We start from the raw sequence: 25217 nt of genomic DNA, 5'->3' as shown, positions 1-25217 counted from the left end.
CGATGACTCCATCCAGCGACTCGACCCACTCGTTGGTTTCCTCGGGGTCGATGTCCGGAAGCTGGCTCGGTAGGCCATCGCTGATCACCGGGCGCTTGCGCTCCGTGGCCACAGGCAATCCTCTTGGTCGGGTGTAGTTGATCCGGGCGGCCCATTGTGTGGGTCACACGGAGGTTAATTCCATCCTGCCCCCTCGCGGTGGGCACCGTCACGCCTACCGGGCGTTGACGCGATGCGCGACACATGTACTGGCCAGTAACTTTCCTCACGCGGGCAGGAAAGAGAACCGCACCTGACGCGTGGGATTGTCACCGTTGGTATCGACCAGGCAGATCGACTGCCAGGTGCCGAGGGCGATCCGGCCCTGCAGGACCGGCAAGGACGCGTACGGCGGAAGCCAGGCCGGAAGAACGTGGTCGCGGCCGTGTCCGGGCGAACCGTGGCGGTGCCGCCATTTGTCCTGCGCCGGGAGCAGCTCGTCGATCGCGGCCAGCAGATCCTCGTCCGAACCGGCGCCCGTCTCGATGATCGCCAGGCCGGCCGTCGCGTGCGGCACGAAGACGTGCAGCAGCCCGTCTCCTTCGGACCTCACGAAGTCGGCCGCCTCGGCCGTGATGTCGCGGACGACCGGCGAGCCTCCGGTCCGGACGGTGATCGTTTCGCTGCGCATCTTCACGAGCCTATTAGGTATAGAGATCGAGCAGCACGAACAGGGCCGTGGTCAGCCCGATCCAGAGCATGACCTGCGCCAACCGGGTCAGCGCCAGCCGGATGATCATGCACTGAGTAGACCAGTCGGTGATCGGCGCCGCGTGGTTTAGCGGTTTTCTGACGTGGCCCACCGCTTTCCGACGTGGCACGGTTCGCGCGGGTCCGGAATGCTGGGTGAGTGACCACCCCGCAGAACCTCGACGAGCGTTTCCGTGACGCGGTCTCGGCCCTGCCCACCCCTGACAGCCGCCGAACCGCCGACGACGCCGTCCGCGAGGGCACCGCGCTCACCGGCGCCCGCGCCCTCGAGCTCTTCGACGCCCAGCTCGCCAGCCGCCACCTCGACCTCGCCGCCCGCTGGCTGCGCAGCTTCAACGAGGGCTTCTACACCATCGGATCGTCCGGGCACGAGGGCAACGCCGCCGTCGCGGCCGCCCTCGCCCCGACCGACCCGGCCCTGCTGCACTACCGGTCGGCCGGCTTCTACTGCGCCCGCGCCGGCAAGTCGGCCGACGCCATCCGCGACGTGCTGCGCGGGGTCGTCGCCTCGGCCCAGGAACCGATCGCCGGCGGCCGCCACAAGGTCTTCGGCAACGCCGAGCTCAACATCATCCCGACCACCTCGACGATCGCCTCCCACCTGCCGCGGGCGGTCGGCCTGGCCTTCTCGTTCGGCCGCCCTTGGAAAGGCGTCGAACACCGCTGGCCCGAGGAGGCCATCGTCGTCGCGTCGTTCGGCGACGCCTCGGTCAACCACGCCAGCGCGACCGCCGCGCTCAACGCGGCCGGCTGGTTCGACCACTCCGACCAGCGGCTCCCGCTGCTGCTGGTCTGCGAAGACAACGGGCTGGGCGTCAGCGTGCCCACCCCCGACGGCTGGGTCGCCGCGATGCTCGGCTCCCGGCCCGGCCTGCGCTACTCGGCGGCCGACGGCTGCGACCTGGTCGCCACCTTCGACGCCGCCTCCGAGGCCGCCGAATGGGTACGCCACGAGCGCCGGCCCGCCGTGCTGCACCTGTCGACCGTACGGTTGATGGGCCACGCCGGAGCCGACGCCGAGGTCGCCTACCGTTCCACCGACGAAATCAACCGCGACCTGGCCCGCGACCCGCTCGTCGCCACCGCCCGCCTTCTGATCGAGGCCGGGCTGCTCGCGCCCGACGAGGTGATCACCCGCTACGACGAGGTCGGCTGGCAGGTCCGCAAGGTCGCCGAAGAGGTGCTCAGCGAACCCAAGCTGTCCTCGGTCGCCGAGATCGTCGCCCCGCTCGCCCCGCGCCGCCCCCTCCGCGTCGCCCACGCGATCACCGAGCAGGCCACCCGCGCCCTCGGCCCCGGCGCCGCCGCCCGCTCCCAGGCCTTCGGCGGCAAACTCCCCGAACAGGGCGGCCCGCTCACCCTCGCCCAGACGATCAACGCCACGCTCACCGACGCGCTCGCCGGCAACCCCGGCATGCTCGTCTTCGGTGAAGACGTCGCCCGAAAGGGTGGTGTCTACGGCGTCACCAAGCGACTGCACGAACGCTTCGGCGGCGAACGGGTCTTCGACACCCTGCTCGACGAGACCACGATCCTCGGTCTCGCGCTCGGCGCCGGGCTCGACGGCCGGCTACCCGTCCCCGAGATCCAATACCTGGCCTACCTGCACAACGCGGAAGACCAGCTGCGTGGCGAGGCGGCCACCCAGTCGTTCTTCTCCTCGGGCGCCTATCGCAACCCGATGGTCGTCCGGGTCGCCGGGCTCGCCTACCAGCAGGGCTTCGGCGGCCACTTCCACAACGACAACTCGGTGGCAGTGCTCCGCGACGTACCCGGCCTGGTCCTCGCCGTGCCGGCCCGGCCGGCCGACGCCGCACCGATGCTCCGCTCCTGCCTGGCGTCGGCCCAGGCCGACGGCAGCGTCTGCGTCTTCCTCGAACCGATCGCCCTCTACCACACCCGCGACCTCTACCAGCAGGGCGACAACGAGTGGCTCGCCCCCTACGCCGACCCATCCCAATGGGCGGGCGAACACGTTCCGGTCGGCCGGGCCCGGACCTATCCGGTCGGCAGCGCCGCCGACCTCACGATCATCACGTACGGCAACGGACTGCGCATGTCACTCCGCGTGGCCGCGCAACTCGCCGCCGAAGGAGTCGGATCCCGAGTCGTGGACCTGCGCTGGCTGAGCCCGCTCCCGGCCGGTGACCTGGTCCGCGAGGCGGCGGCGACCGGCCGCGTACTCATCGTCGACGAGACCCGCCGCTCCGGCGGCGTCGGCGAAGGCATCCTCGCCGCCCTGGTAGACGGCGGTTTCGTCGGCGCGGCCCGCCGCACAGCGTCGGCGGACTCGCTGATTCCGCTCGGTCCGGCAGCGCTTCAGGTGCTCGTGGGGGAGGATGCCATCACACAGGGTGCCCACGCCCTGCTGGCGCGGTAAATTGCCACACACCCGGTGCGCTACTTGCGCAGCGACGTGCAAGTGTGTGGACTACCCCCAGGTTTCACCCGACTTATCTGCAAGGAGGACTTAGACAGTGAGCGCGACCGCTGGTCAGGCCGACGGCGTACGTAGCCTGGCGGACCGGTTCGGCCTCGAGCCGAACATGGTGGTCATGGAGATGGGCTACGACGACGATGTCGACGAGGACCTCCGTGACGCCCTGACCGAACGCGTCGGCGAGTTGGTCGACGAAGACACCGACGAGGTCGTCGACGCGGTACTGCTGTGGTACCGCGACGGTGACGGTGACCTGTTCGAGCTGCTCACCGACGCCCTGGGCCCCCTCGCCGACAACGGCGTGGTGTGGCTCCTGACCCCGAAAGCCGGGCGCGACGGCCACGTCGAGCCGAGCGAAGTCAGCGAATCGGCCCCCACCGCGGGCCTCCAGCAGACCTCGACGCTGAACGCCGGCAAAGACTGGACCGGCGCGCGGCTGGTCTCCCCCCGGGGTGCCAAGAAGAAGTAGCTCACTGTCGCTTCCCGTCCCGGCCGGCGTCGACCGACGCCGGCCTGGCTAGTGTGTGCCCTATGCCGCTAGCCGTAGGTGAGATCGCGCCCGACTTCACCCTCAAGGACCAGAACAACCAGGAGGTCAGCCTCGCTGACTTCAAAGACCACAAAGCGGTCCTCCTGGTGTTCTACCCGCTCGCCTTCACCGGCACCTGCCAGGGCGAACTCACCGAGATCCGGGACAACCTCCCGGCCTACTCCAACGACCGGGTCCAAGTCCTGACGGTCAGCGTCGACTCCACGTACAGCCACAAGATCTGGTCCCTCCAGCAGGGCTTCCAGTTCCCGCTGCTGGCCGACTTCTGGCCGCACGGCGGCGTAGCCCAGGCCTACGAGGTCTTCGACCAAACCACCGGCCGGGCCAACCGCGGCACCTTCCTCATCGACCGCACGGGCACGATCCGGTTCGCCGAGGAGCTGGGGCCGCGCGAAGCCCGCGACCAGAAGGCCTGGCAACAGGCCCTCGAAGACCTGCAGTGATTTACTGACGCTTCAACCGGTAGGATTGCCCTTCCGGCCGCCTGCGGGTGGTGCCGGGCGCGTAGCTCAGTGGGAGAGCACTCGCCTTACAAGCGAGGGGTCGTAGGTTCGAAACCTACCGCGCCCACGCGGGGCGGAGCCCCGCGTCCGCCAAAGCGCGGACCGAGGCCCCGCGTCATTTTGCTCCGGGGGCCGAGCCCCCGGACGCCCCGCGGTGCGGTGGCTGAGCTGGGCCGATTGCGGAGCGGCGCCGTGAGCATCGGTGAGCAGCTCGTGGTGTGGCGGAAGCTTCAAGGGTTCACCGGGTCGCCGAGCGTGTCGGCATCGCTCGCAATACCTTGCGGCGGGTCGAGACCGGCGACGTGGGTGTCAGCGTGCAGGCGTTCCTGAGCGTCGTGCGTGTGTTCGGGGGTTCTGGACGCAGTGGTGACGGCGCTGGATCCGTATGAAACAAACCTTGGCCGGGCGCGGGCCGACGAGGCTTTGCCGAAGCGGGTGCGCCACTGAGCCACATCCGCGTCTACGTCGAACTCGATCGCCGGAGTCAGCCGCGGTCGGGGATGCCTGCGCCGTTGATGGATTCTTGGTTGCCGCCGAAACCGCTCCGGGTCCGCGGCATGCCGTTATTCCTCTCCCGGGGCCGCGCCCTCGGACAGCCCGCGGCGGGTTGCGGTCGGGTCGGGTGGCAGGTGGCGTTTGCGGGCGCGGATTTCTTCCTCCAGGGCGGCGGCCTGCTCGTCTTCGCCTAGGCGTCGCAGGTCGTGGGCGAGGTTGGTGGCCGATGTCAGGGTGTCGGGGTGGTCGTTGCCCAGGACTCGGCGCCGGCGGGCGAGGGTGTCCTCGTTGAGGTCGCGGGCCTGTTCGTGTTCGCCCCTCTGCCCCAGGGTCACGGCGAGATTGCTGGCTGTGGTCAACGAGTCGGGGTGGTCGTCGCCGAGGGTGTGGCGCTGGCGGGCGAGGGTTTCCCTGTTCAGGCGGTTTGCTCGATCGTGTTCGCCCACGAACCACAGTTTGACTGCCAGGTTGCTGGCCGAAGCCAGCGTGTTGGGGTGGTCGTCGCCCAGTGTGCGGCGTAGGCGGGCGAGGGTGTCTTCGTTCAGCTGGCGTGCCTGGTCGTCCTCGCCCAGCTGTCGCAGGTCGTCGGCGAGGTTGTCGGCTGAGGCCAGGGTGTCGAGGTGGTCGTCGCCCAGGATGCGGCGCCGGCGAGTGAGGTTGTCTTCGTCCAGGCGACGGGCCTCCTGGTAGTGGCCCAGGTACTGGTGTGCGGAGGCGAGTTGGTTGGCCGCCCAGATGACGTGGTGGTCGTCGGCGTGGAGGTCGGTCTGCCAGCGACTGTGCCAGGCTTCGGCCAGTGGGAACGCGGTGTTGTATTCGCCGCGCATGAGCAGGTAGTACACGGCGTTGCAGGCGGTCGTGCGCAGTTGCGGGCCGGCGGTTGCCGGGTCGAGCACCAGCAGGTGGGGGAGCAGCGCGGCCCAGGCCGGCCATGATGCCGGGTCGCTGCCGTCGTTGTCGGGTTCGGCGGCGGCTACGAGTTGTTCGGTCCGTTGCCGGTCGTGGCGTTGCTGGCCGGGGGTTCGGCGGTCGGCGAGTACGGCCTGGGTGAGGCGGTGCAGTTGCAGGGAGTCCTCGGTGAGGCGGATCAGGCCGTAGCGGGCGAGTCGGCCGAGGGTGTCGCGAAACGCCAGCGGGGCGGCGGCGATCGCGGCCAGCGACTGGCCGAGAACGTGTGCGGGGGCAGCGGGGAACCAGGCCAGTGGGACCGGTTCGGGCGCCAGGAGGGCGCACAGTTGCAGCAGATCTGTCGTGGCGGGGTCTTCCGCTTCCAGCCGGGTTGTCGACATGTCGATCGCGGCCGCCAACGGGGCCGGATAGTGCAGCGGCTTGTGGCTCCGGAGCAGGGCGTCGACCTGCCGGTGTTCGCTGAGTCCGGTCAGATAGTCGCTCACCGGCATGCGGGTCTGGCTGATCAGGCCGGCCGCCTGTGCCAGTCCGAGCGGCAGGTCGCCCAACGCCTGCGCCAGCCGGTCGCCGTCCGGGCCGGTGACGGTCGGCAGACGGCGCCGGAGCAGGGCGATCGACTCCGGGCGGACGAACACGTCGACCTCGACCGGGATTGCCAGTTCGCCGAACCCGTTGTTGCGTGAGGTGATCACGATGTGGCCGGGCCCGTCGGGCAGCCAGGGATCAAGGTGCTCGGGCAACTCGGCGTTGTCGAAGATCAGCAGCCACCGCGGCAGCCCGCTCAGGCGTTGCATCGCCGTCGCGGCTCCGGCGGCCACGGTCGCCCCTTGATCAACCCAGCCGGCGGTCACGGCCAGGGCGGCGAGTTGTTCGCCGATCAGGTCGGGTCGTTCGGCGTCGATCCACCACGCCAGTTGGTAGTCGCCGGCGAACAGGTGGGCGTATTCGATGGCGAGCTGGGTCTTGCCGACCCCGCCCATGCCGTGCAAGGCCTGGACCAGGGCGCATTCCCCGTCGGACAGGCGTTGCCGGAGTGCGGCCAGCATGGGTTCGCGGCCGGTGAAGGCCGGGTTGCGGCGGGGCACGTTCCACACTGTCGGGCGCGTTCCCGGCACCCGGACACCGGGCCGCGACTCCGCCGGCCCCGGGACAGCTGCCTGCGGTTGCTCTCCGGGGAACGCGACGCGTCCGGCGGGTCGCTGTGGACCGCCGACCGCGGTCAGCAGTGCGGCGCGGGCCTGCTGTTCGTCGAGGCCGAACACGTCGCGGTAGAGGAGCGGGGCGAGGATCTTGGGGGGCTTGACGTCCTGCACGCGTACCGGAATCAGCCGCCGCCGGCCCCCGGCGGCCGGACGTTCGCCGAGCACCGCGGTCCATTCGTCCACGGTGAACCGGTCCTCGGCGAAATACGCCTTCGAGTAGAGGGCCAGGACCCGCGAGGCGCGTTCCAGGGCGGCGTTCATGTTGAGCACGAAGTTGGAACCGGTCTCCCAGTCCCACACGTCGAGCTCCACTGTGTAGCCGGCTGCTTCGAGTTCCTGCCCCGCCCACTCCGCCCACGGCCGGTCCGGCCCGGCATAGCTGACGAACAGATCAGACGTGGCGGTCACCAGCAAAGACTGCCCACCGTGTTCCCGGATCGCGATCAGCCAATTAGGTGGTTGTGCCGTCCGGCCCCGGCCGGAGCCGCGGTGGCCTGGTCAGGCCGCCTTCTTGGGGCGGGCACGGACGTGCATGCGCTCGCCCTGGCGGCCGAAGATGGACAGGAACTCGACCGGCTCGCCGTTGGCGCTGCCGAACCAGTGCGGAGTGCGGGTGTCGAACTCGGCCGCCTCGCCCTGGGCCAGCAGCAGGTCGTGGTCGCCGAGGACCAGGCGGACCCGCCCGCTGAGCACGAAGATCCATTCGTACCCCTCGTGGGTCTTGGGCTCGGGGACCTGGACCGGGCCGGCCGGGATGATGATTTTGAAGGCCTGGGGGGAGCCGATCTGGCGGGTCAGCGGCAGGAAGGTCATGCCGTGGCGGTGGATCGGCTGCTGCTGCACCCGCGGGTCGCCGACCGGGGGCGCTCCGACCAACTCGTCCAGCGGCACCCGGTGGGCCCGGGCCAGGGGCAGCAGCAGCTCCAGGGTGGCCTTGCGCTGCCCCGACTCGAGCCGTGACAGCGTGCTGACCGAGATGCCGGTGATCTCGGCGAGGGCGGCCAGCGTGTGACCGGACTTCTTGCGCAGCTCGCGCAGCCGGGGGCCGACCTCGCGGAGGACGTCGGAGGAAGTTGCCGTCATGGCAAAGAAGTTTGCCACCAGCCGGGAACCGCGCCACTGTCGGCGCATGAAAAACATGACTTACGACGTGATAGTGATCGGCGGCGGGCCGGCCGGGCTGAGCGGGGCGGTGGCCCTCGGGCGCGCCCTGCGATCGGTGCTGGTGATCGACTCGGGCGCACCGCGCAACGCCCCGGCCGAGGGCATCCACAACTTTCTCACCCGCGATGGCATGCGGCCGGCCGAGTTCCTCGGCGCCGGCCGCGAGGAGGTACGCCGGTACGGCGGCACGATTCTCGACGGGGAGGTGGTCGCGGCCCGGGGCAATCAAGAGAGCGGCTTCGACGTCGAACTGAAAGACGGCAGCGAACACCACGCGAAGCGGCTGCTCGTGACCACCGGCCTGCACGACCGGTTGCCGGACATCCCCGGGCTGGCCGAGCAGTGGGGCCACACCGTGCTGCACTGCCCGTACTGCCACGGCTACGAGGTGCGCGGCCGCTCGATCGGCGTGATCGCGGTCAACGAGCGGGCGTCCGAGCAGGCCCGCCTGTGGAAGCAGTGGAGCCCGGACGTACAGATCATCCCCGGCGAGCGGATCGCCGCGGTCGAACCCAAGGGCGTACGCCTCGTCGACGGCACGTTCGTGGCCCGCGACGCCCTGGTCATCGCCGCTCGGGTCACCGCGCGGGCGAACTTCCTGGTCACGCTCGGTCTCGAGGCGGCCGAGCACCCGTCCGGGGCCGGCACCCACGTGCCGTCGGCCGACCCGACCGGCCGCAGCGCGGTTCCCGGTGTCTGGCTGGCCGGCAACGTCACCGAGCCGATGGCCCAGGTGATCAGCTCGGCCGCGGCCGGACTCCAGGCCGGCGCGATGATCAACGTCGACCTGATCGTGGACTAGATGACCTCGAGTTCGCGGTACGCGCTGATCACGGCCTCGGTGCGGGTGGCCAGCTCGGGACCGGCCTCGATCGGGTCGGCGTTCGGCACCAGCGTGGCCAGCACCTGCTCGGCCGCCCGGGCGGTGTCGCTGATCCGCTGCTCGCGCAGGAACGTCTCGCCCGCCCGGGCCGCCGCGTCGAGGCTCCGCAGCACGCGGTTGGCCGACTCGGCGGTCTCCAGCCACAGCTTCTCCACCCGCTCCCGCTGGGCGGCGAGGGCGAGAACAGCCGGGCTGTCGCCGGGGACGCCCTGCTCGCGTACGTCCTGAAGCTCGGCGCGAAGGCGCCGGATCTCCTGCCGCCGGGCCATCTGGGCCGCCAGGTCACCCAGAGCGCGAGTCAGCGAACGGTCGGCCGTCACCGGGTCGATCATGTCCGGCAGCGCCGGCCAGGTGCGCCGGATCCGGCGCGACACCGTGACCGCACGCTCGTAGGCGACCCGCTCGGGTTCGCTCCACAACACCCGCGACTCGTCGTCGGCCGGCACCGCGAAACGGCCCGGCCGGGAAGCGCGCGCCATCCGGCGCCAGAGCAGCGTCAGCCCGGTCGCCGAGGCGAGGGCGGGGAGCAGCCACGGCACGCCGGTCGCGTACAGGAAGGCGGTGACCACCATCAGGGAGAGAGCGACGCGGCAAGCGATCGCGATGCGGGCCTCGCGGCTGCGCCCGCTCGGAAGAGCCGGGAGGAACTCGGTCACCGAACCGGTCCGGCGCCGGGTGGCGCGTCCCTCGCGCATCCGGAGCGGGTACGCGGATACGACCACCTTCTCGGCGTCGGCACCGATGTGGAGTTCGCCCTGCATGCCAGCCTCCCCGCGGCCCGGTTTCCGGGCGGGCCCTGATCGCCGAGGGGAATCCGACCGGGGCCCGCCCACCGGCGAGAACCCCTCGCCGGTGCCCCAAGGAATCGGTGGTTCGAGGGCCGGCTTGAGGCGGGCGACCGGTGCAGATGGGGTGCGGTCATTCCTCGTAGATCTGCAGGACGAAGCGCTCGTACCAGAGCTTCTCCGCGTCCTGGGCCTCGATCGACTCGAGGGCGGCGACGTACTTGTCGTAGCCGGGCCGGCCCAGGGCGAGCCGGATCGCCGCGGCATGGGTCCAGGTCAGGCACAGCGGGCGCGGGTCACCGGCGGCCAGGCGCTCGTGCAGCGAGGCGAGGTCGTGCCGGTAGAGCGGGCCGTACCCCAGCGAGGCGACCATCCGGCGGTGCAGGTCCGCCTCGTCGAGGACGAAGCGACCATCGATGACTACCCGCACCCTTGCTGAACGAGTCACCGGGCGTCCCCGACCCGGCCGGTCCCTCGTTAGGGTCGTTCGCATGGACATCAACGCCGCGATCGCGTCCGAGCGCCGGCGCATCGCGGACCTGGTCGACTCGCTCACCCCGGCCCAGCTCGAGGTGCCGAGCCTGTGCGGGGAGTGGACCGTACGCCAGGTGGTCGGCCACCTGGTGGCCGCGGTCTCGCCGCTGCCCGCCCGGCAGATGCTGGCGATGTTCGTGACCAGCGGGTTCCGGCTGCACAAGGCGAACGCGCGGCTGGCCGTGGCCGTCGCCCGACGTCCCTCCCTGGCTTCCGACCTGCGCCGTCTTGCTTCCAGTGAGTTCCGGGCCCCGGTCGTCGGCTACCCGGGCCAGCTCACCGACCTGCAGGTGCACGGGCAGGACATGCGGCGCCCGCTCGGGCTGCCGCACGGGCTCGACCTCCAGCGGCTACGGGTCTCGCTGGAGTTCCTGACCGGCGGGCGGGCGATCGGCTTCACGCCCCGGCGGCGACTGGCCGGGCTGCGCCTCGAGGCGACCGATCTGTCCTGGTCATGGGGCTCCGGGGCGGCTCTGGCCGGGCCGGCCGAGGCGCTGATGATGGCGGTCGCCGGGCGCCGGGTGGCCCTCGCCGACCTCGACGGGCCGGGGGTGCGAATGCTCGCGGGGCGCTTGCCCGGACGCTGATGTGCCACCTTTCGGCTCCCGGCCTCCAACCAGCCGAAAACTGTCATAGCCCGCCCCTAGGTTTTCTCCCATGAATGAGACAGAGCTCCAGTCGTCCCCGATCACCCTCGACCGTCGTCTGGTGCTCGGCGAGATCGACTACCAGGTCACCGCCTTCCCGGCCGAAGACCACCGCATCGATCTCTGCATCGTGAGCAGCGACGGCAACGGCCAGGTGGTGAGCGAGATCAGCGGTGGCATAGCGCCGGCCGACCTGACCTCCCTCACCGACGTCCTGACCTCCACCCTGTCCGGCCTGATCGCGATGACCCAACCGGCCCTCTCCTCCCGCAGCCCGTCCGCCCGCCCCGACCGCCCGCCCAACCGCGGCACCCGCTGGACCGAGTCCGACGACACCCGCCTGACCACCCGCTACCGAGCCGGCGCCCGCCTCCGCGACCTCGCCGACGAGCTTGGCCGCACCCCCGGCGGCATCCGCGCCCGCCTCGAGTTCCTGGGCGTCCTGGCCCCGGGAGCTCCGTGGCAGGCCACCCCGGCCCCGCCCGCTCCCGTCCGGTCTGCTCCCGGCCAGCCTGCTCCCGGCCAGCCTGCCTCGGCGCGACCGGCCGCCGACCAGCATGGCCGTGATTCGGCCGGCGGGGCCTGGTCCACCGCCGAGCCGCGGAGCGACGACCCCGCCCCGGCCGGCTGACCACCCGATCGCCGCCGCCGGGCCGCTTCCTGGCCCGGCGGCGCACTACGGCTTGACGACGGCGATGCCGTGCTCGGCCAGCGCGTGATCGAGGGCGGCGACGGTCCGCTGGATCTCGTCGAGGAAGGCGTCGACCTCCTCCTCGTTGTAGCCGCGCTTACCCCTCGGCGGCTTCATGAAGCTGATGTCATGCACGTCGGCGGCGACCAGCCGCACCTGCACGACGAGGCCGCCGGCATAGCGGGCCTTGAGATCCTCCTCCGCCTTGTCGAGGAAGACGTCCACCTGCTCCTCGTCATAGCCTCGCCGCCCGAACGGCGCCTTCCGGAAGAAAATGTTGTGCACGTCCTCCGGGCTGAGCCCACCGGCCGGCGCCTGCCATGCCGTCGAGCCGGGTCCCGGCCCGTCGGGTGCTTGCCGTGCCGTCGAGCCGGGGGCCGGGTCGGCCGGTGCCTGCCATGCCGTAGATCGGGCGTCCGGGCCGGCCGGTGCTTGCGATGCCGTCGAGCGGGTGTCTGGCCCGGCCGGTGCTTGCCATGCTGTCGAGGCGGTGTCTGGCGGGGCCGTCCCGGGAGCGGTCGGCGCGGCTCGGTTTGTGCCGGGTTCGATTTGGCTTGGCTCGGGTTCACCGGCGACGCCTCTTGTGTCTCCCGGGAACGCCCGGCCCAGATCGGCGATGCGGTCTGCGTCGATGTCGGGGCGCCGGCGCAGGATGGTGGCCAGTTCGCGGGCGGCCGGGTCGGCGGCGGCGGTCCGCAATCGGTCGACCAGCCGGCGCTGGTCGCCGGGCGAGATCGTCGTCGCCTGCACGTCACGGGCCAGATCGGCCAACCGCGCGAAGGGTGACTCGGGCGAGACCTGCCATCCCGCGACCACGGGCCGTTCCGGCCGTGCGGCGATCGCTCCGACCAGCAGAAACGCGGCGTCAGCGGTCGGGCGCCGGAAGTCGATCCCGGTGGCGTCGCCGGCGCCGGAGAGGTGCACCTCGAGCGTCGGGATGCCGATTCCCACGGCGTAGTCCCGCAGCGCCGCGACCACCGGCGAGGCCGGCGCCAAACCGGGAGACGTCGCGTACAGAAGGACGTCGGTGTCCTGGACGGCGGCCAGGAGGCGGGCCCACCAGCCGTCATCACCGGCCGGGGCGGGGTCGGCGAGCAGGGTGAAGCCGGCCGAGCGGAGGCCGGAAGCCAAGGATCGGGCATGGTCGCGGTCGGCGGCCGCGTGCGCCAGAAAGATCGTCGCCACGCACCGATCTTGAACCCCATCGGCAACTTTCTCTACCCGCCTGGTTGCGGGTGAGTTGCGCTGCGTCGTACCTACTGAGCCGGTGGGCCGCCGAGCCGATCTAGGCGGTGCCTGCCGATACCGATGAGGGGAGCGACGTGGCTCGACGACGCTGCAACCGGGCCTTCCGGGTCGCCGCCGGGATGCTCGGCGCGACCGCGCTCGCCGTCACGGCACTGACCCCCGCGCCGAGCCGTGCCGTCACCTCGGTGGCCGCGCATTCCTCCGCCGCGGCCTCTCTGAGCGCGGCCTCTCTGAGCGCGGCCTCTCTGAGCGCGCCCTCTCTCGGCGCGCCCTCCCTCGTCGCGCGGACGCGGGCGGTCGGTGGGCGGCCGGTGAAATCGGCGAGCTGCTCGCGCACGCTGAACGTGGTCGCCCACGAGGACGACGACCTGCTCTTCATCAACCCGTCGGTGAGCGCCGACATCGCCGCCGGACGCTGCGTGGTCACCGTCTTCGTGACCGCGGGCGACTCCGGGCGGCCGCCGTCGTACTGGCTGCGGCGGGAGCGGGGCTCGATGGCCGCGTACGCCGCGATGTCCGGCACGTCGGCGTCCTGGGAATCCGACACCCTCGTGCTGGCCGGCCACCCGATCGTCCGGCAGCGTCTGCGCGGCACCCGCATCACCCTGCTCTTCATGCGGCTGCCCGACGCGCACGGCAGCCCGTTGCGCCCGTTCGGGACCCTGCCGGCCCTGTGGCAGGGCGAGATCCCCCGGCTGCGGCCGCTGGGCAGCGGCGGCGCCTACACCAGGCAGACCCTCGTCAAGACCCTGACCGCCGCGATGGCCGTCTACCAGCCCGACCGCATCCGCACGCTCGACTACGCCGGCCATTACGGCGACGGCGACCACGCCGACCACCACACGGTCGGCTACTTCACCTTCGCTGCTCAGCGTTCCTACCACGCCCACCACCGCATCAGCGGCTACCGCGGCTACACCGTCGCCGCCTATCCCGACAATCTGGACGAGTCGGCCGCCGGTCGGAAGCTGGACTACTTCCTGGCCTACGCCCCGTACGACTCCAAGGTCTGCCAGTCGGCCGACGCCTGTCTGACCAACTTCTACGGTCCTCGCTTCACCCACAGCCTCACGACCGCGAGCTCCGTGCACTGACCACACGCCGGCCGGGGATGACGCCGGGCGGAGGTCAGCGCCGTGGGCGGTTGCCGGCCGGGCGGGAGCCGACCGGGCGGGACCCGGCGGGGTGGGTGCCGGCCCAGCGTTCACGTGCCTTCACTCCATCGGGTGACTCGACCCGATGGTGGTACGCAACTAGGTTGTCAGTTGACATGCGTGCCCCCGCCCATGCCCAGGATCCGTCCGCTACCAGCGTCAACGATTCGGCGGTCGGCCAGACGTCGGCGTCCTCAAGCCCGCCGCGAGGTGGACAGTTGCCGGGGGACGGACGGTCGGACGACCGGGCGCGAGCCCAGCGCGTCGACCAGCAGCCGCTGGACGTCGTCGGCCGGGGGCAGGCGCCAGCCGGTGCGGGCGGGCGGGACCACCCAGCGGACGAGGCCCTCGGGCAGGCGGCTGGGCGCGACCGCGACCCACGAGCCGGGGCCGTGCCGGACCACGTCGAGTCGTCTCTCCAGTTCGGGCCGGAGTGGACTCCCCGGCCGTACGAGAAAGATGCAGCGACCGGCGGCAGTGACGGCGACCGGTCCCGGGGTTGGCGAGCCCGGCTTCCGGACCGCGGCGCCCAGACCGGGTGGCACCTCGATCGCGTCCAACGTCGACCCGGTGCCCAGCAGGACCATCTCGCCGTGAAGCTCCACTGTCCACCCGTGCGCGGCGTAGCGCCGGGCCGCGTGCGCGCGCCGTGCCCGATCGAGTCGATCGAGAAGCGACGGTGGGCCGAACGGTCGATGCCTACTCCACTGCATGGCTTTGTAACCCCCCGATCTGGGTGGAGACCCGCCATATCAGGCGCCGTTTGCGTATCCAAGCGTGACACGCCTCGTTGGATTCGGCAGATCCACCCTTTGCAAGTCGCAGGAAAAACTACGAGCATCGGTGAGCAGACGATCACACACGCTGTGCGACGTGCGCGGACGTGGAAGGTCGAGACTGCCAAGGACAGAAGGGCTCGCCGGCGGGGGTCGCCGGGGAGTCGGGGGAGGCACCGTGGACGAGCTGCCGATCGGCCGCCGCGTCGCCTACTGGCGCGGCCGACGCAAGATGTCCCAGCAGGTCTTCGCGGACCGGCTGGGCAAATCCAAGAGCTGGGTCGACAAGGTGGAGCGGGGGGTCCGCCGACTCGACAAGTTCTCCGTCGTCTACGAGATCGCCGACGTACTCCAGGTCGACGTCCAGCTGCTGCTGGGCAAGGAGGTGGAACGCCGGCCCGAGGCTCAGAACTGCATCGACCAGGTCGAGGTCGAGGAGATCCGGGCCGCTCTGGAGCGGTACGACCAGATGAGCGCGTTCTTCCAGGCGGTGCCTCATTCGCCGCCCCTGGCCGAGATGCGCAAAGCGGTCAGCCACGCCTGGCTGACCTATCAGCACGCCAAATATGGCGTGCTGGCGCGCGCCCTGCCCAAACTGCTGCGGGACGCCCAGGCGGCGGACAGCGCGCACGCCACCACCATCGAGGCCCGGGACGCGGCCCACCTGCTCGGGCAGGTCTATCAGATCGCGTCGTCGGCGCTGCGCAAGGTCGGCGAGCACGAGCTGTCCTGGCTGGCCGCCGACCGCTCGATCGCGGTCTCCCAGCGGGCCGGCGACCAGCTGCTGGCCGGCCTGGCCAGCTATCGGGTCGGCAGCGCGCTGCGCGCCCTCGGCCGGATCCGGCCCTCGCTCGAGGTCAACGTCAACATCGCCAACCGGCTCGCGTCGCAGCCCCGGGGCGAGGGGCCGCACCACGACCGGCTCTCGGTGTACGGCATGTTGCTGCTCAACGGCGCGATGGCGGCCGCGCAGATCGGCGACTCGGCGACCGTACGCGACCTGCTCTGTGGCGCCGAGCAGGCCTCGCTGGAGCTGGGCGGCGACTTCAACTGCTACTGGACCAGTTTCGGCCCGACCAACGTGCAGTTGCACCGCTGCGCGACCGCGGTCGAGCTGGGCGACGGCCGGACCGCGGTGGACACCCACGAGAAGATCGACGTGGTCGGGTTCAACGCCCTGCTGCCCGAACGCCGCGCGCACCACTACCTGGACATCGCCCGCGGCTACAACCAGATCGGCAACGTGGAGAAGGCCAGCGAGATGCTGCTCGAGGGCGATCGGCTCGCCCCGTCCGAGATCCGCTGTCGCCCGCTCGCCCACGAGGTGCTTTCCGACGTGCTCCGGCGTACCCGGGGCACGCCGCCGGCTCCGATCGCGGAGCTGGCCGAACAGATGGGAGTCGGCGTATGAGGTGGGTCCGCGAGTGAGCACCGGCGTGTTGTACATCCTGGTCTGTGGTTCTCCGATGGCCCGTGACGTCGGCATCCTCGTCCGCATGGCCCAGCACGAGGGCTGGGACGTGTGCGTGGTCACCACCCCGGACGGGCGTAAGTTCGTCGACGCGCCCGCGCTGCAGAGACAGACCGGGCACCCGGTACGGACCTACTACAAGAGTCCCGGCGACGCGGACGCGCTGCCCGCGGCCGACGCGATGATCGTCGCGCCGGCCACGGTCAACACGATCAACAAGTGGGCCGTCGGGATCACCGACACGCTTGTTCTGGGGTTGCTGGTCGAGGCGTACGGGTACGGCGTGCCGATCGCGGTGCTGCCGTACACCAACAACGTGATGGCACTGCACCCCTCGCTGCACGAGAGCCTGGCCAAGCTGCGCGACTGGGGTGTGCAGGTGCTGTACGGCGATCATCTGTACCGGCTGGGCGAACCCGGGCAGACCGATCGCTTCCGCCACCAGTTCCCGTGGCGGCGCGCGCTGCAGGCGGTGAGCAATCCGGTTCGCATGACCAGCCGAGTCGAGCCGGACGTCGTCTCGTAGCGATATAGAGTTGGCGGCCGTGACCGACGCAGCCGCACCGCCCACCGTCCTGGACGCGGTGACCGCCCTCGACCTGCGCTATCCGCGGGAGTGGGCGGACTCCTGGGACCGGGTGGGTCTCGTTCTCGGTGACTTCGGGCACCCGGTCGAGCGCGTTCTCTGCGTCGTCGACTGCGTGCCGGAGACCGTCGACGAGGCCCTCGACGTGCGCGCCGACCTGATCGTGGCCCACCACCCGCTGCTGCTCAAGCCGGTGTCGTCGATCGCGCCCGACACCTACAAGGGCCGCATCGTGCACCGGCTGATCCGCAACGACGTGGCTCTGTACGTGGCGCACACCAACGCCGACAGCGCCGATCCGGGCGTTTCGGACGCCTTGGCCGCCCGGCTCGACCTGCGTGACCTGCGGCCGCTGGTGCCCGCGGCGGTTCCCGGCACCGGGGCCGGCCGCGTCGGCGTTTTGGCCGCGCCGATGACGCTTGCCGATTTTGTGCCGTTTGTCGCGTCCCGCCTGCCGGTGACCGCCGCCGGCGTGCGCGCCGCCGGCGACCCCGCCGGCGTGATCCGCACGATGGCGGTGTGCGGGGGAGCGGGCGACGGCTTCCTGGCCGATGCCGTCGCCGCCGGCGTCGACGCCTATCTCTGCGCCGACCTGCGTCACCACCCGGCGAGCGAGCACCTCGCCGCCGGTGGCCCGGCGCTGATCGACGTCGCCCACTGGGCCACCGAACGCCCCTGGCTCGACGAGGTGGCCGGTTGGCTGCGCGGCGAGCTCGGGGCTGATGTCATCGTGTCCGATCTGGACACCGATCCGTGGACGGTCCATGCTTTCGGGTCGCTCGAAAAGCCGCTCGACCCGCCGCTGGAAAACTCGCCGCTCGGAAAACCGCCGCTCGAAAACCCGCTCGAAAACAAGGAGAACCCGTCGTGAAGGCCGCCCCGGACGCCCAGCGTCGCTTGCTCGACCTGCAGGCCGTCGACACCGCACTCGCCCAGCTCGCGCACCGGCGCAAGACGCTGCCCGAGCTGGCCGAGATCGAGACGGTCGCCCGGGAGATCTCCGCGCTGGAGGATGAGCGGGTCCGGGCCCAGGTCGCGGTTGACGACCTCGACCGTGACATCAGCCGCTTCGAGAAGGACATCGAGCAGGTCCGCCTGCGCAAGGACCGCGACCAGGCCCGGCTCGACGCGGGCGGCGCGGTGCGCGAGATCGAGGGCCTCCAGCACGAGCTGGCCACCCTCAACCGCCGCCAGTCCGAGCTGGAGGACGCCGAGCTCGAACTGATGGAGAAGCGCGAGTCGGCCGAGGCCACGTTCGGCGAGGTCAAGAGCAGGCTCGCGGCCGCGACCGAACGGCGCGAGGCCGCCGAGCGGCGGCGCGACGAGGCACTGTCCGACATCGCCAAGGAGGAGGAGTTCAAGAGCTCCTCCCGGGCCCCGCTGGCCGGCGACCTGCCGGCCGACCTGGTCGCGCTCTACGACAAGATCCGGCTCGACTCCGGCCTCGGCGCGGCCCTGTTCAAGCAGGGCCGGTGCGGCGGGTGCCGGATCGAGCTCTACGGCGCCGACCTGGCCCGGGTCAAGTCGGCCTCGGCCGACGAGGTCGTCCGGTGCGAGGAGTGCCGCCGGATCATGGTGCGGACCGCGGAGTCCGGCCTGTGAGCGATCGAGTCCGCCTTTCTTGGCGTTGCACGAGGAGCGAATCATCAACACGGTGAGTCTGCGGCTGCAGATCGAGGCGGACGGCGGTTCGCGGGGCAACCCGGGGCCGTCCGGCTACGGCGCGGTCGTCCGCGACGCGGACGGCGAGATCCTGCTCGAGCGGTACGGCTCGCTCGGCGTCACCACCAACAACGTCGCCGAATACACGGGGCTGATCGAGGGGCTCAAGGCGGCCCTCGACCTGAACGCGACCCAGGTCGACGTGCGGATGGACTCCAAGCTGGTCATCGAGCAGATGAGCGGCCGCTGGCAGATCAAGAACCCGGGGCTGCGGCCGCTGGCGGCCGAGGCGGCCGCGTTGGTGAAGCGGTTCGACGGCGTGACGTTCGAGTGGATTCCGCGCGAGCGCAACAAGGCGGCCGACGCGCTGGCCAACAAGGCGATGGACGAGGCGGCGGGCGGACACGGCCCGTCGTCCTCCAGGTCGCTCGCGGCTTCCCCGGAGGCCTCGCGCGCGGCTTCCCCCGAGCCTTCGCTCGCTTCCCCCGAGGCGGAGTCCACCGGCCCCACGCTGTCCTGGGCGCCCCCGGCCATGGACAACGCCACCCGGATCATCATGGTGCGGCACGGCGAGACCGCTCTGACCCAGCAGGGCCGCTATTCGGGCCGGGGTGACCCGGCGCTGACCGATGAGGGCCAGGCCCAGGCGATGGCGGCGGCCGGGCGGGTGGCCGGGTTGTCCCGGGACGTGACCGCGATCCTCACTTCGCCGTTGCGGCGCTGTGTGCGTACGGCCGAGCTGATTTCCGCCGAAGTCGGCGGCGTGCCGGTGACCGTGCTCGAAGATCTGATCGAATGCGACTTCGGTCGCTGGGAGGGGCTGAGCTTCGGCGAGGTGCAGGAGCGCTGGCCCCGCGAGATGCAGGCCTGGCTCTCCTCGACCAGCGTGGCGCCGCCGGGCGGCGAATCGTTCCAGGCGGTGGCCAAGCGGGTGCGTGGCGCCCTGGCGACGGTCGTGAAGTCGCACGCCGGCGGGGTCGTCGTGCTGGTCTCCCACGTCACGCCGATCAAGCTGATCCTGCGCGACGCGCTGGCCGCCGGCGACGCGTTTCTCCACCGGCTCTATCTGGACGCCGCCGGGGTCTCCACGATGGACGTCTGGCCGGACGGCAACGTCGCGGTCCGGTCGGTCAACGAGACGGCCCATTTGCGGTAGTAATCTATCGGTCATCATCGATGACCTGCGCATTCATGCCCGTCTGTCATCTTGACGGCGCCAGGGGTGACGTTTAGCTTCCTCGATTAGGAAACTTTCTTCACGGTTTCACTCTGCCCCTGGAGGGCTCATGCGCGGTTTGACCCGCCGCCTCGTAGCCGTGGCCGCCGTGGCCACGTCCATCGTGGCGGTCGCACCGGCTGCGGCACAGGCGCACCCGTCGCACCAGCAGTCGTACCTCAAGGTCGGTTATTTCGAGCAGTGGGGCATCTACGCCCGCAACTACCAGCTCAGCAAGGTGCAGAGCTCGGGCCAGGCGGCCCGGCTCACCCACCTCAACTACGCGTTCGGCACCGTGACCGCCGACGGCCTGTGCGCCTCGGCCGACCCGTGGGCCGACTGGCAGACCCCGTTCACCGCCGACCTCGCCGTCAACGGCAAGGCCGACGTGGCCGGCCAGCCGCTCTCCGGCAACCTCAACCAGCTGGCCGAGCTCAAGGCCAAGAACCCCAAGCTCAAGGTTCTGATCTCGCTCGGCGGGTGGACCGGCTCGGCGTTCTTCTCGGACGCCGCGCTGACCGACGCCTCGCGTAAGAAGCTGGTCAGCTCCTGCCTCGACATGTGGATCAAGGGCAACCTGCCGGGCGTCGCCCCGGGTGCCGCGGCCGGCATCTTCGACGGTGTCGACCTCGACTGGGAATGGCCCGGCTCGGACGGCAACGTCGGCAACGTGATCCGCCCCGAGGACAAGCACAACTTCACGCTGCTGGCGGCCGAGTTCCGCAAGGAGCTGGACGCCTATCGCAAGGGCCTGGTCTTGTCGGCGTTCCTGCCGGCCGCACCGGCCAAGATCGACGCCGGGTTCGAGCCGTCGAAGATCTTCAAGTACCTCGACTTCGGCACTGTGCAGGGCTACGACTTCCATGGCCCGTGGGAGACCTCGACGAACCAGATGTCGTCGATCTTCGTGCCCAAGGGCACGCCGGTTCCGAACGACTTCTCGCTCGACGGCGCGATCAACAAGTGGATCTCCGAGGGGGCGCCACGGCGTCAGCTGGTGGCCGGGCTGCCCTACTACAGCCAGGGCTGGACCGGCGTCACCGGCGGCGGCAACGGCCTGTTCAAGCCGGCCACCGGGCCCGCGCACGGCGTCTTCGCCGACGGCACCGAGGACTACAAGACGGTCAAGAACCTGCCCGGCTTCAAGGTCTACCGGGACCCGATCGCCGGCAACTCGTGGCTGTTCGACGGCACGACGTTCTGGACCTACGACGACCCGGCCCAGCTGCTCGAGAAGACCATCTACATCCGGGCCAAGGGCCTGGGCGGTGCGATGATGTGGTCGCTCGACGGCGACGACGCCAACGCGTCGCTCACCAAGGCCGTGGCGACCGGACTCTGGACGCCGTGACCTCTTGAAACCAAGGCCAGGCGGTGTGCCGTTCGGCGCACCGCCTCGCCCGTTCGGCGCACGATGATCGACTCTTTTCCCGTTGCCTCGTTAGCGTAAACGCGGACCGTGTCCGCGCTCACAACAAGGAGGTACGGCTGATGGCCGAGCCTGAATCTCCCGAGGCGGTGCCCGCCGCACGCAGCGACCGCAGCCCGTGGAACTGGCTGCTACTCATACCGATCGTGCTGCCCGTACTGACCCCGCTGTTCAACCACGACTCGCCGCGGTTGTGGGGCTTCCCGACGTTCTACTGGCTGCAGTTCGCCTTCATCCTCGTCGGCGTCGCCACCACCTCGGTCGTCTACCAGCTGACGAAGAAGCGGTGACGGCATGAGCGAGCACATCACCGAGATCGTCATCTTCACGATCCTCTTCCTCCTGGTCAGCGCCATCGGTTTCGTGGCCGCGCGCTGGCGGGCGCCCAAGGACATGGCCCACCTCGACGAATGGGGACTGGGCGGCCGCAGCTTCGGCGGCTGGATCACGTGGTTCCTGGTCGGCGGGGACCTGTACACGGCGTACACCTTTGTCGCCGTGCCGGCGCTGATCTTCGGCGCCGGAGCGGCGGGGTTCTTCGCCGTGCCCTACACCGTGGTCATCTACCCGATGTTCTTCCTGATCCTGGTCCGGCTCTGGTCGGTGTCGCACCGGCACGGCTTCGTCACCCCGGCCGACTTCGTGCGGACCCGGTTCGGCTCGCCGACCCTGGCCCTGCTGATCGCGATCACCGGCATCGTGGCGACGATGCCCTACATCGCGCTCCAGCTGGTCGGCATCGAGGCGGTGCTCAAGACCATGGGCGTGACCGGCGACAGCGTGATAGCCCGGCACCTGCCGATCATCATCGCGTTCGCGATCCTGGCCGCGTACACCTATCAGTCGGGACTGCGGGCGCCGGCGTTGATCGCGTTCGTCAAGGACACGCTGATCTACATCGTGATCATCGTCGCGGTCATCTACCTGCCCTACAAGCTGGGCGGCTGGGGCCACATCTTCGACTCGGCGTCGGCGAAATTCGACAAATCGGCGTCACCCGGGGACGGGATATTGCTCAACGCCAACAACCAGATCCAGTACATAACCCTGGCTCTGGGCTCGGCGCTGGCGCTGTTCCTCTACCCGCACAGCATCACCGGCGTGCTGGCCAGCAAGAACCGCAACGTGATCAAGCGGAACATGTCGGCCCTGCCCGCGTACAGCTTCCTGCTCGGCCTGATCGCGCTCCTCGGCTACATGGCCATCTCGGCCGGGGTGAAACCGCTCGCCGGCAACAAGGCGGGAAGCGTCGACAGCAACACGGTGGTGCCGCTGCTGTTCGACAACAAGTTCCCGTCCTGGTTCGCGGGCGTCGCCTTCGCCGCGATCGGCATCGGCGCCCTGGTCCCCGCCGCGATCATGTCGATCGCCGCGGCGAACCTGTTCACCCGCAACATCTACAAGGAGTACATCAAGCGGGACGCCACCGACGCGCAGGAAGCCCGCGTCTCGAAGATCGCCTCGCTGGTGGTGAAGGTCGGCGCGGTCGCCTTCATCGTCTTCCTCGACCCGCAGTTCTCCATCGACCTGCAGCTGATCGGCGGCATCATCATCCTGCAGACGGCACCGTCGGTGGCGCTCGGCCTCTACACCCGCTGGATGCACCGGGGCGGCCTGATCGCCGGCTGGGTGATCGGCATGGGCCTGGCCATGTGGATGCTGTGGAAGATCCCCAACCCGGCGACCCACAAGCTCCACTTCGGCGGGTCGGCGTTCCCCTTGAGCAGCTTCGGCTTCTCCTCACCGAAGACCATCTACGTCGGCTTCGTGGCGGTGCTGGTCAACTTGGTGGTCGCGGTCCTGGTGACGCTGCTGCTCCGGGCCATCAAGACCCCGGACGGCGTGGACGGCACCACGCCGGACGACTACTTCGCCGACGAGGGCGACCCGCGCATCGACCGGTCGGCGACGCCGATCGAAACGGTTTCCTCAACCTGAGCTGGGGTTGGTGGCGCGCCCTCCGGGGCGCGTCACGCCTTGGTCGTACGCATGTGGGCGTCGAGAGCCCCGATGAACCGCTCCAGCGTGGCGGCCAGCTCCCGCCGCTCCTCGCCGCTGTAGTCGCGCAACACCGTCCCGTAGAGCGCCCGCCTGGCCTCCCGCACGGCCTCAACCCGCTGCAGCCCGAGCGTCGTCGCCGCGATCACCGTGCCCCGCCCGTCGCGCGGATCACGGCGGCGCTCGATCAGCCCGTCCTTCTGCAGCGCCGTGACCTGCCGGGTCACGGTCGACCCGTCAAGGTTGAGCGCGGTCGCGATCACCGACACGTTCTGCGGCCCGTCCTGCTGAAGCCGGCGCAGAATGACGTAGGCTGCGCGGTCCAGAGCCCGGTGCGGCTTGACGTCGGTGGACCGGCGGGTCGCCTCACCGAGTCGCATGAGCAGCGCCACCTGGGTCTCGATCGTCCCCAGCACCTCGTCATCCAACATCCATGCATCATACAGTTATCTGCGTCCGCTGGCCTGAATCTGTGTGGCGACGGTCGGTCCGGCGCTGTGGCTCCCGATCGTCACCCGGGCGATGGCGGCCCGCTCAGCCTCTCGAGCGCTCGGGCGACCTCGTGCAGCTGCTCGGCGATGGCAATCAGGGCGTGCACTTGGGCAGCGGCCACTTTGCTCTGCGTATCACGAAGTTCGGCTTCTTCAAGGATCTGCTGGGCGATCTTCTGGCTCTGGAATCGATCCATCTCCATGCAATGGATCGTACGGACTGAGCTCGGGAAGCACTAACCCCTCGACGAGGTCGGCGGCTTGGCACCTCTTGATCCCTCGTTTGCAGGTTCTGACCGATCGATAAACGACTTGACCGTTCAGATCTATGATCGTGTTGCTCAGTAGGGCAATCATCGAATACGGGAGGCGCTCAATCGGATGAATGGCCCAAACCATCGTAAGTTTCATCGCTGGCTGCCGCCCGGACGTGAGAGTCTGCTTTGGTCCTGGGTAGGGATTCCAGTACCGGCTGCCATCCGTATTGTCTCGGAACCAGGCCTGCGCACACTTATCCAGACTGCCGAGGACTGCGGTCTGGGTTGGTATTCCAGCAACCTTCCTTAGCTATATGAGAACGGGCGCGCTTCACACTGGAGGCGGAAATTGGCGAACAGAAGAAAGTCGCTTACGGTCGGTTGGATGTGCCGCTGAAAGACTTCCGGCGTCTGCCTGCCGCTTCCCGAAGAGTGGAGCGTCAGTTGGTGCACTGGCTCGGCTGGCAGGCTGCCTCCGCCGTCTGGAAGGACGTGCGAAGCGATCGACCGCCCTCGACCTGAACAGACCGCTCGCCCTGGCGAGCCCGCGGACGCCGTCGGTCGGTGCGCGCGCTCGGCGGCCAGATGGGCGCATCGGCGGGCGGTGGAGCGCGTCGCGCGGCGGTCTTCTCTCGATTCGGCACTAGCGCCGACAGGTTTGCTGTGGAAACCTATTGGCATGACTACCGATGCGCTTCCTGCCAACGGCGATCCCCGGCGGTTGCTGTCCGACGTGCATGCCCTGGCCCGCCGGGTGCGCCACGATCAGCGGCTGACCTGGGTCACGCTGCTGGTGCTCGCCGTGGTGACATACCTGGGAATCTGGTTCGACGTGCACTTCATGTCGGTGCACTGCACGGCCGACCACATCTGCCGATTCTCGCGCCAGGGCGTGCTTTACTACTGGCCCCCGGTTCTCCTGCTGGCCTACGCCGCGATCGCCTACTCGTACATCCGGGCCGCCCGAGCGCGCGGGCTCGGCGCGCGGGTCATGCCGTACGCGATCACCGGCGCCGTGACAACGCTGCTGTTCACCGCCGCTTGGGTGGCGGAGAGGATCTATTGGGCGGGGCGGGCGCTGCCGGCCGACCCGCGGCCGACCCCGTCGTGGGTGCTGTTCGTCGATCGCCTGATCGGGCCGTGGGGCATGATCGGGATCGCGCTGCTGGTCCTCGCCCGACTCGAACGCAATCTCGCCTTGTTCGCCTTCACCGTCGGTTACCTGGCGGTGGTCCTGGTGCCGATCAACTTCGGCTGGGCCGGCAACGCCGGCAACACCCGGATGTACTGGGTGCCCGGCCAGGTCATCAGCGCGACCGTACTGCTGCTCGGCGCGGCCGGGTTCGCCCTGGCCCGCCTCCGGCGCCGGTGAACGT

24 protein-coding genes, 1 tRNA gene and 2 pseudogenes are annotated in these 25217 nt (G+C 70.0%); 17 read left to right on the top strand and 10 right to left on the bottom strand.

The features are described 5' to 3' along the window. Positions 1-265 precede the first annotated feature (265 nt). Entirely contained in the window at positions 266-670 is a 405-nt protein-coding gene (locus AB0M88_RS28880) for a YjbQ family protein (protein ID WP_364107642.1), read from the bottom strand. Positions 671-940: 270 nt separating this feature from the next. Between AB0M88_RS28880 and AB0M88_RS28875 the strand changes: the two genes are divergently transcribed. The 4 genes from AB0M88_RS28875 to AB0M88_RS28860 all read left to right on the top strand — a co-directional run bounded on the left by AB0M88_RS28875 (position 941) and on the right by AB0M88_RS28860 (position 4310). Next, entirely contained in the window at positions 941-3130 is a 2190-nt protein-coding gene (locus AB0M88_RS28875; RefSeq protein WP_364107649.1) for a thiamine pyrophosphate-dependent enzyme, read from the top strand. A gap of 97 nt (positions 3131-3227) precedes the next feature. Then, positions 3228-3659: a DUF3052 domain-containing protein gene (locus AB0M88_RS28870; RefSeq protein ID WP_364107640.1), complete on the top strand. Its 432-nt coding sequence runs from the start codon at positions 3228-3230 to the stop codon at positions 3657-3659. A gap of 62 nt (positions 3660-3721) precedes the next feature. After that, positions 3722-4183, top strand: coding sequence for a peroxiredoxin (locus tag AB0M88_RS28865; RefSeq protein WP_364107638.1), 462 nt, complete (start codon positions 3722-3724; stop codon positions 4181-4183). A gap of 55 nt (positions 4184-4238) precedes the next feature. Continuing rightward, positions 4239-4310, top strand: a tRNA-Val gene (locus AB0M88_RS28860). A 496-nt stretch (positions 4311-4806) separates the two neighbouring features. On the opposite strand, the gene fxsT is transcribed toward AB0M88_RS28860, so the two are convergent. Next, the gene (fxsT, locus tag AB0M88_RS28855) at positions 4807-7257 is read right to left on the bottom strand and encodes an FxSxx-COOH system tetratricopeptide repeat protein (RefSeq protein ID WP_364107636.1); all 2451 of its coding nucleotides are present in this window, start codon (positions 7255-7257) and stop codon (positions 4807-4809) included. Positions 7258-7347: 90 nt separating this feature from the next. Next, a complete protein-coding gene (locus AB0M88_RS28850; RefSeq protein WP_364107634.1) occupies positions 7348-7932 on the bottom strand; it encodes an XRE family transcriptional regulator in 585 nt (194 codons plus the stop codon). A 46-nt stretch (positions 7933-7978) separates the two neighbouring features. Between AB0M88_RS28850 and AB0M88_RS28845 the strand changes: the two genes are divergently transcribed. Then, positions 7979-8815 carry an NAD(P)/FAD-dependent oxidoreductase gene (locus tag AB0M88_RS28845; RefSeq protein WP_364107632.1) on the top strand — a complete coding sequence of 279 codons (837 nt, stop codon included), beginning with the start codon at positions 7979-7981 and terminating at the stop codon, positions 8813-8815. Here the strand turns inward: AB0M88_RS28845 and AB0M88_RS28840 are convergent. Together AB0M88_RS28840 and AB0M88_RS28835 are read right to left on the bottom strand one after the other, a co-directional pair. Continuing rightward, positions 8812-9657, bottom strand: a complete 846-nt coding sequence (locus tag AB0M88_RS28840; protein WP_364107630.1) for a hypothetical protein — start codon at positions 9655-9657, stop codon at positions 8812-8814. The two genes, AB0M88_RS28845 and AB0M88_RS28840, sit on opposite strands and share 4 nt — an antisense overlap. A gap of 157 nt (positions 9658-9814) precedes the next feature. Beyond that, positions 9815-10129 (bottom strand): barstar family protein, encoded by a 315-nt coding sequence (locus AB0M88_RS28835; protein ID WP_364107628.1) that lies wholly within the window; start codon positions 10127-10129, stop codon positions 9815-9817. Between the two features lie 43 nt (positions 10130-10172). Here AB0M88_RS28835 and AB0M88_RS28830 point away from each other — a divergent pair, with 43 nt between their 5' ends. Together AB0M88_RS28830 and AB0M88_RS28825 are read left to right on the top strand one after the other, a co-directional pair. Next, positions 10173-10802: a maleylpyruvate isomerase family mycothiol-dependent enzyme gene (locus tag AB0M88_RS28830; protein WP_364107626.1), complete on the top strand. Its 630-nt coding sequence runs from the start codon at positions 10173-10175 to the stop codon at positions 10800-10802. A 70-nt stretch (positions 10803-10872) separates the two neighbouring features. Continuing rightward, the gene (locus AB0M88_RS28825; protein WP_364107624.1) at positions 10873-11493 is read left to right on the top strand and encodes a hypothetical protein; all 621 of its coding nucleotides are present in this window, start codon (positions 10873-10875) and stop codon (positions 11491-11493) included. Positions 11494-11583: 90 nt separating this feature from the next. Here AB0M88_RS28825 and AB0M88_RS28820 read toward each other — a convergent pair. After that, positions 11584-11709 (bottom strand): annotated as a pseudogene (locus AB0M88_RS28820) (DivIVA domain-containing protein); the annotation flags it as partial. Positions 11710-11754: 45 nt separating this feature from the next. Further along, positions 11755-12303 (bottom strand): annotated as a pseudogene (locus AB0M88_RS28815) (DivIVA domain-containing protein); the annotation flags it as partial. Between the two features lie 572 nt (positions 12304-12875). Between AB0M88_RS28815 and AB0M88_RS28810 the strand changes: the two are divergent. Then, entirely contained in the window at positions 12876-13895 is a 1020-nt protein-coding gene (locus tag AB0M88_RS28810; RefSeq protein WP_364107622.1) for a PIG-L family deacetylase, read from the top strand. Positions 13896-14149: 254 nt separating this feature from the next. Here AB0M88_RS28810 and AB0M88_RS28805 read toward each other — a convergent pair whose 3' ends face one another. Beyond that, on the bottom strand, positions 14150-14560 hold the full coding sequence (locus AB0M88_RS28805) for a hypothetical protein (protein WP_364107619.1): 411 nt from the start codon (positions 14558-14560) through the stop codon (positions 14150-14152). A 349-nt stretch (positions 14561-14909) separates the two neighbouring features. Here AB0M88_RS28805 and AB0M88_RS28800 point away from each other — a divergent pair, with 349 nt between their 5' ends. The 8 genes from AB0M88_RS28800 (at position 14910) to mctP (ending at position 23033) form a co-directional block, all read left to right on the top strand. Then, entirely contained in the window at positions 14910-16142 is a 1233-nt protein-coding gene (locus AB0M88_RS28800) for a helix-turn-helix domain-containing protein (RefSeq protein WP_364107617.1), read from the top strand. A gap of 13 nt (positions 16143-16155) precedes the next feature. Beyond that, complete coding sequence (locus AB0M88_RS28795; RefSeq protein WP_364107615.1) at positions 16156-16728, top strand: flavoprotein; 573 nt, start codon at positions 16156-16158, stop codon at positions 16726-16728. Between the two features lie 19 nt (positions 16729-16747). Further along, the gene (locus AB0M88_RS28790) at positions 16748-17659 is read left to right on the top strand and encodes a Nif3-like dinuclear metal center hexameric protein (RefSeq protein WP_364107613.1); all 912 of its coding nucleotides are present in this window, start codon (positions 16748-16750) and stop codon (positions 17657-17659) included. Further along, a complete protein-coding gene (locus tag AB0M88_RS28785) occupies positions 17656-18390 on the top strand; it encodes a C4-type zinc ribbon domain-containing protein (RefSeq protein ID WP_364107611.1) in 735 nt (244 codons plus the stop codon). The genes AB0M88_RS28790 and AB0M88_RS28785 overlap by 4 nt, the downstream gene beginning before the upstream one ends. Positions 18391-18442: 52 nt before the next feature. Beyond that, positions 18443-19606: a bifunctional RNase H/acid phosphatase gene (locus AB0M88_RS28780; protein ID WP_364107609.1), complete on the top strand. Its 1164-nt coding sequence runs from the start codon at positions 18443-18445 to the stop codon at positions 19604-19606. Between the two features lie 130 nt (positions 19607-19736). Continuing rightward, entirely contained in the window at positions 19737-21017 is a 1281-nt protein-coding gene (locus tag AB0M88_RS28775) for a glycoside hydrolase family 18 protein (RefSeq protein ID WP_364107607.1), read from the top strand. Between the two features lie 140 nt (positions 21018-21157). Further along, the gene (locus AB0M88_RS28770) at positions 21158-21385 is read left to right on the top strand and encodes a DUF3311 domain-containing protein (protein WP_364107605.1); all 228 of its coding nucleotides are present in this window, start codon (positions 21158-21160) and stop codon (positions 21383-21385) included. 4 nt (positions 21386-21389) lie between these two features. Next, the gene (gene mctP, locus AB0M88_RS28765; RefSeq protein WP_364107603.1) at positions 21390-23033 is read left to right on the top strand and encodes a monocarboxylate uptake permease MctP; all 1644 of its coding nucleotides are present in this window, start codon (positions 21390-21392) and stop codon (positions 23031-23033) included. A gap of 32 nt (positions 23034-23065) precedes the next feature. Here the strand turns inward: mctP and AB0M88_RS28760 are convergent, their stop codons facing one another. Further along, positions 23066-23524, bottom strand: a complete 459-nt coding sequence (locus tag AB0M88_RS28760; protein WP_364107601.1) for a MarR family transcriptional regulator — start codon at positions 23522-23524, stop codon at positions 23066-23068. An 80-nt stretch (positions 23525-23604) separates the two neighbouring features. After that, positions 23605-23787 (bottom strand): hypothetical protein, encoded by a 183-nt coding sequence (locus AB0M88_RS28755; RefSeq protein WP_364107599.1) that lies wholly within the window; start codon positions 23785-23787, stop codon positions 23605-23607. 733 nt (positions 23788-24520) lie between these two features. Here AB0M88_RS28755 and AB0M88_RS28750 point away from each other — a divergent pair. After that, the gene (locus tag AB0M88_RS28750) at positions 24521-25213 is read left to right on the top strand and encodes a hypothetical protein (RefSeq protein WP_364107597.1); all 693 of its coding nucleotides are present in this window, start codon (positions 24521-24523) and stop codon (positions 25211-25213) included. Positions 25214-25217: the final 4 nt, after the last annotated feature.

Origin of the sequence: Actinoplanes sp. NPDC051411 (assembly GCF_040682075.1) — a bacterium.
Classification (GTDB): domain Bacteria; phylum Actinomycetota; class Actinomycetes; order Mycobacteriales; family Micromonosporaceae; genus Actinoplanes.
Note: the sequence above shows the minus strand (reverse complement) of the source record. Positions and strands in the feature narration are given on the sequence as shown.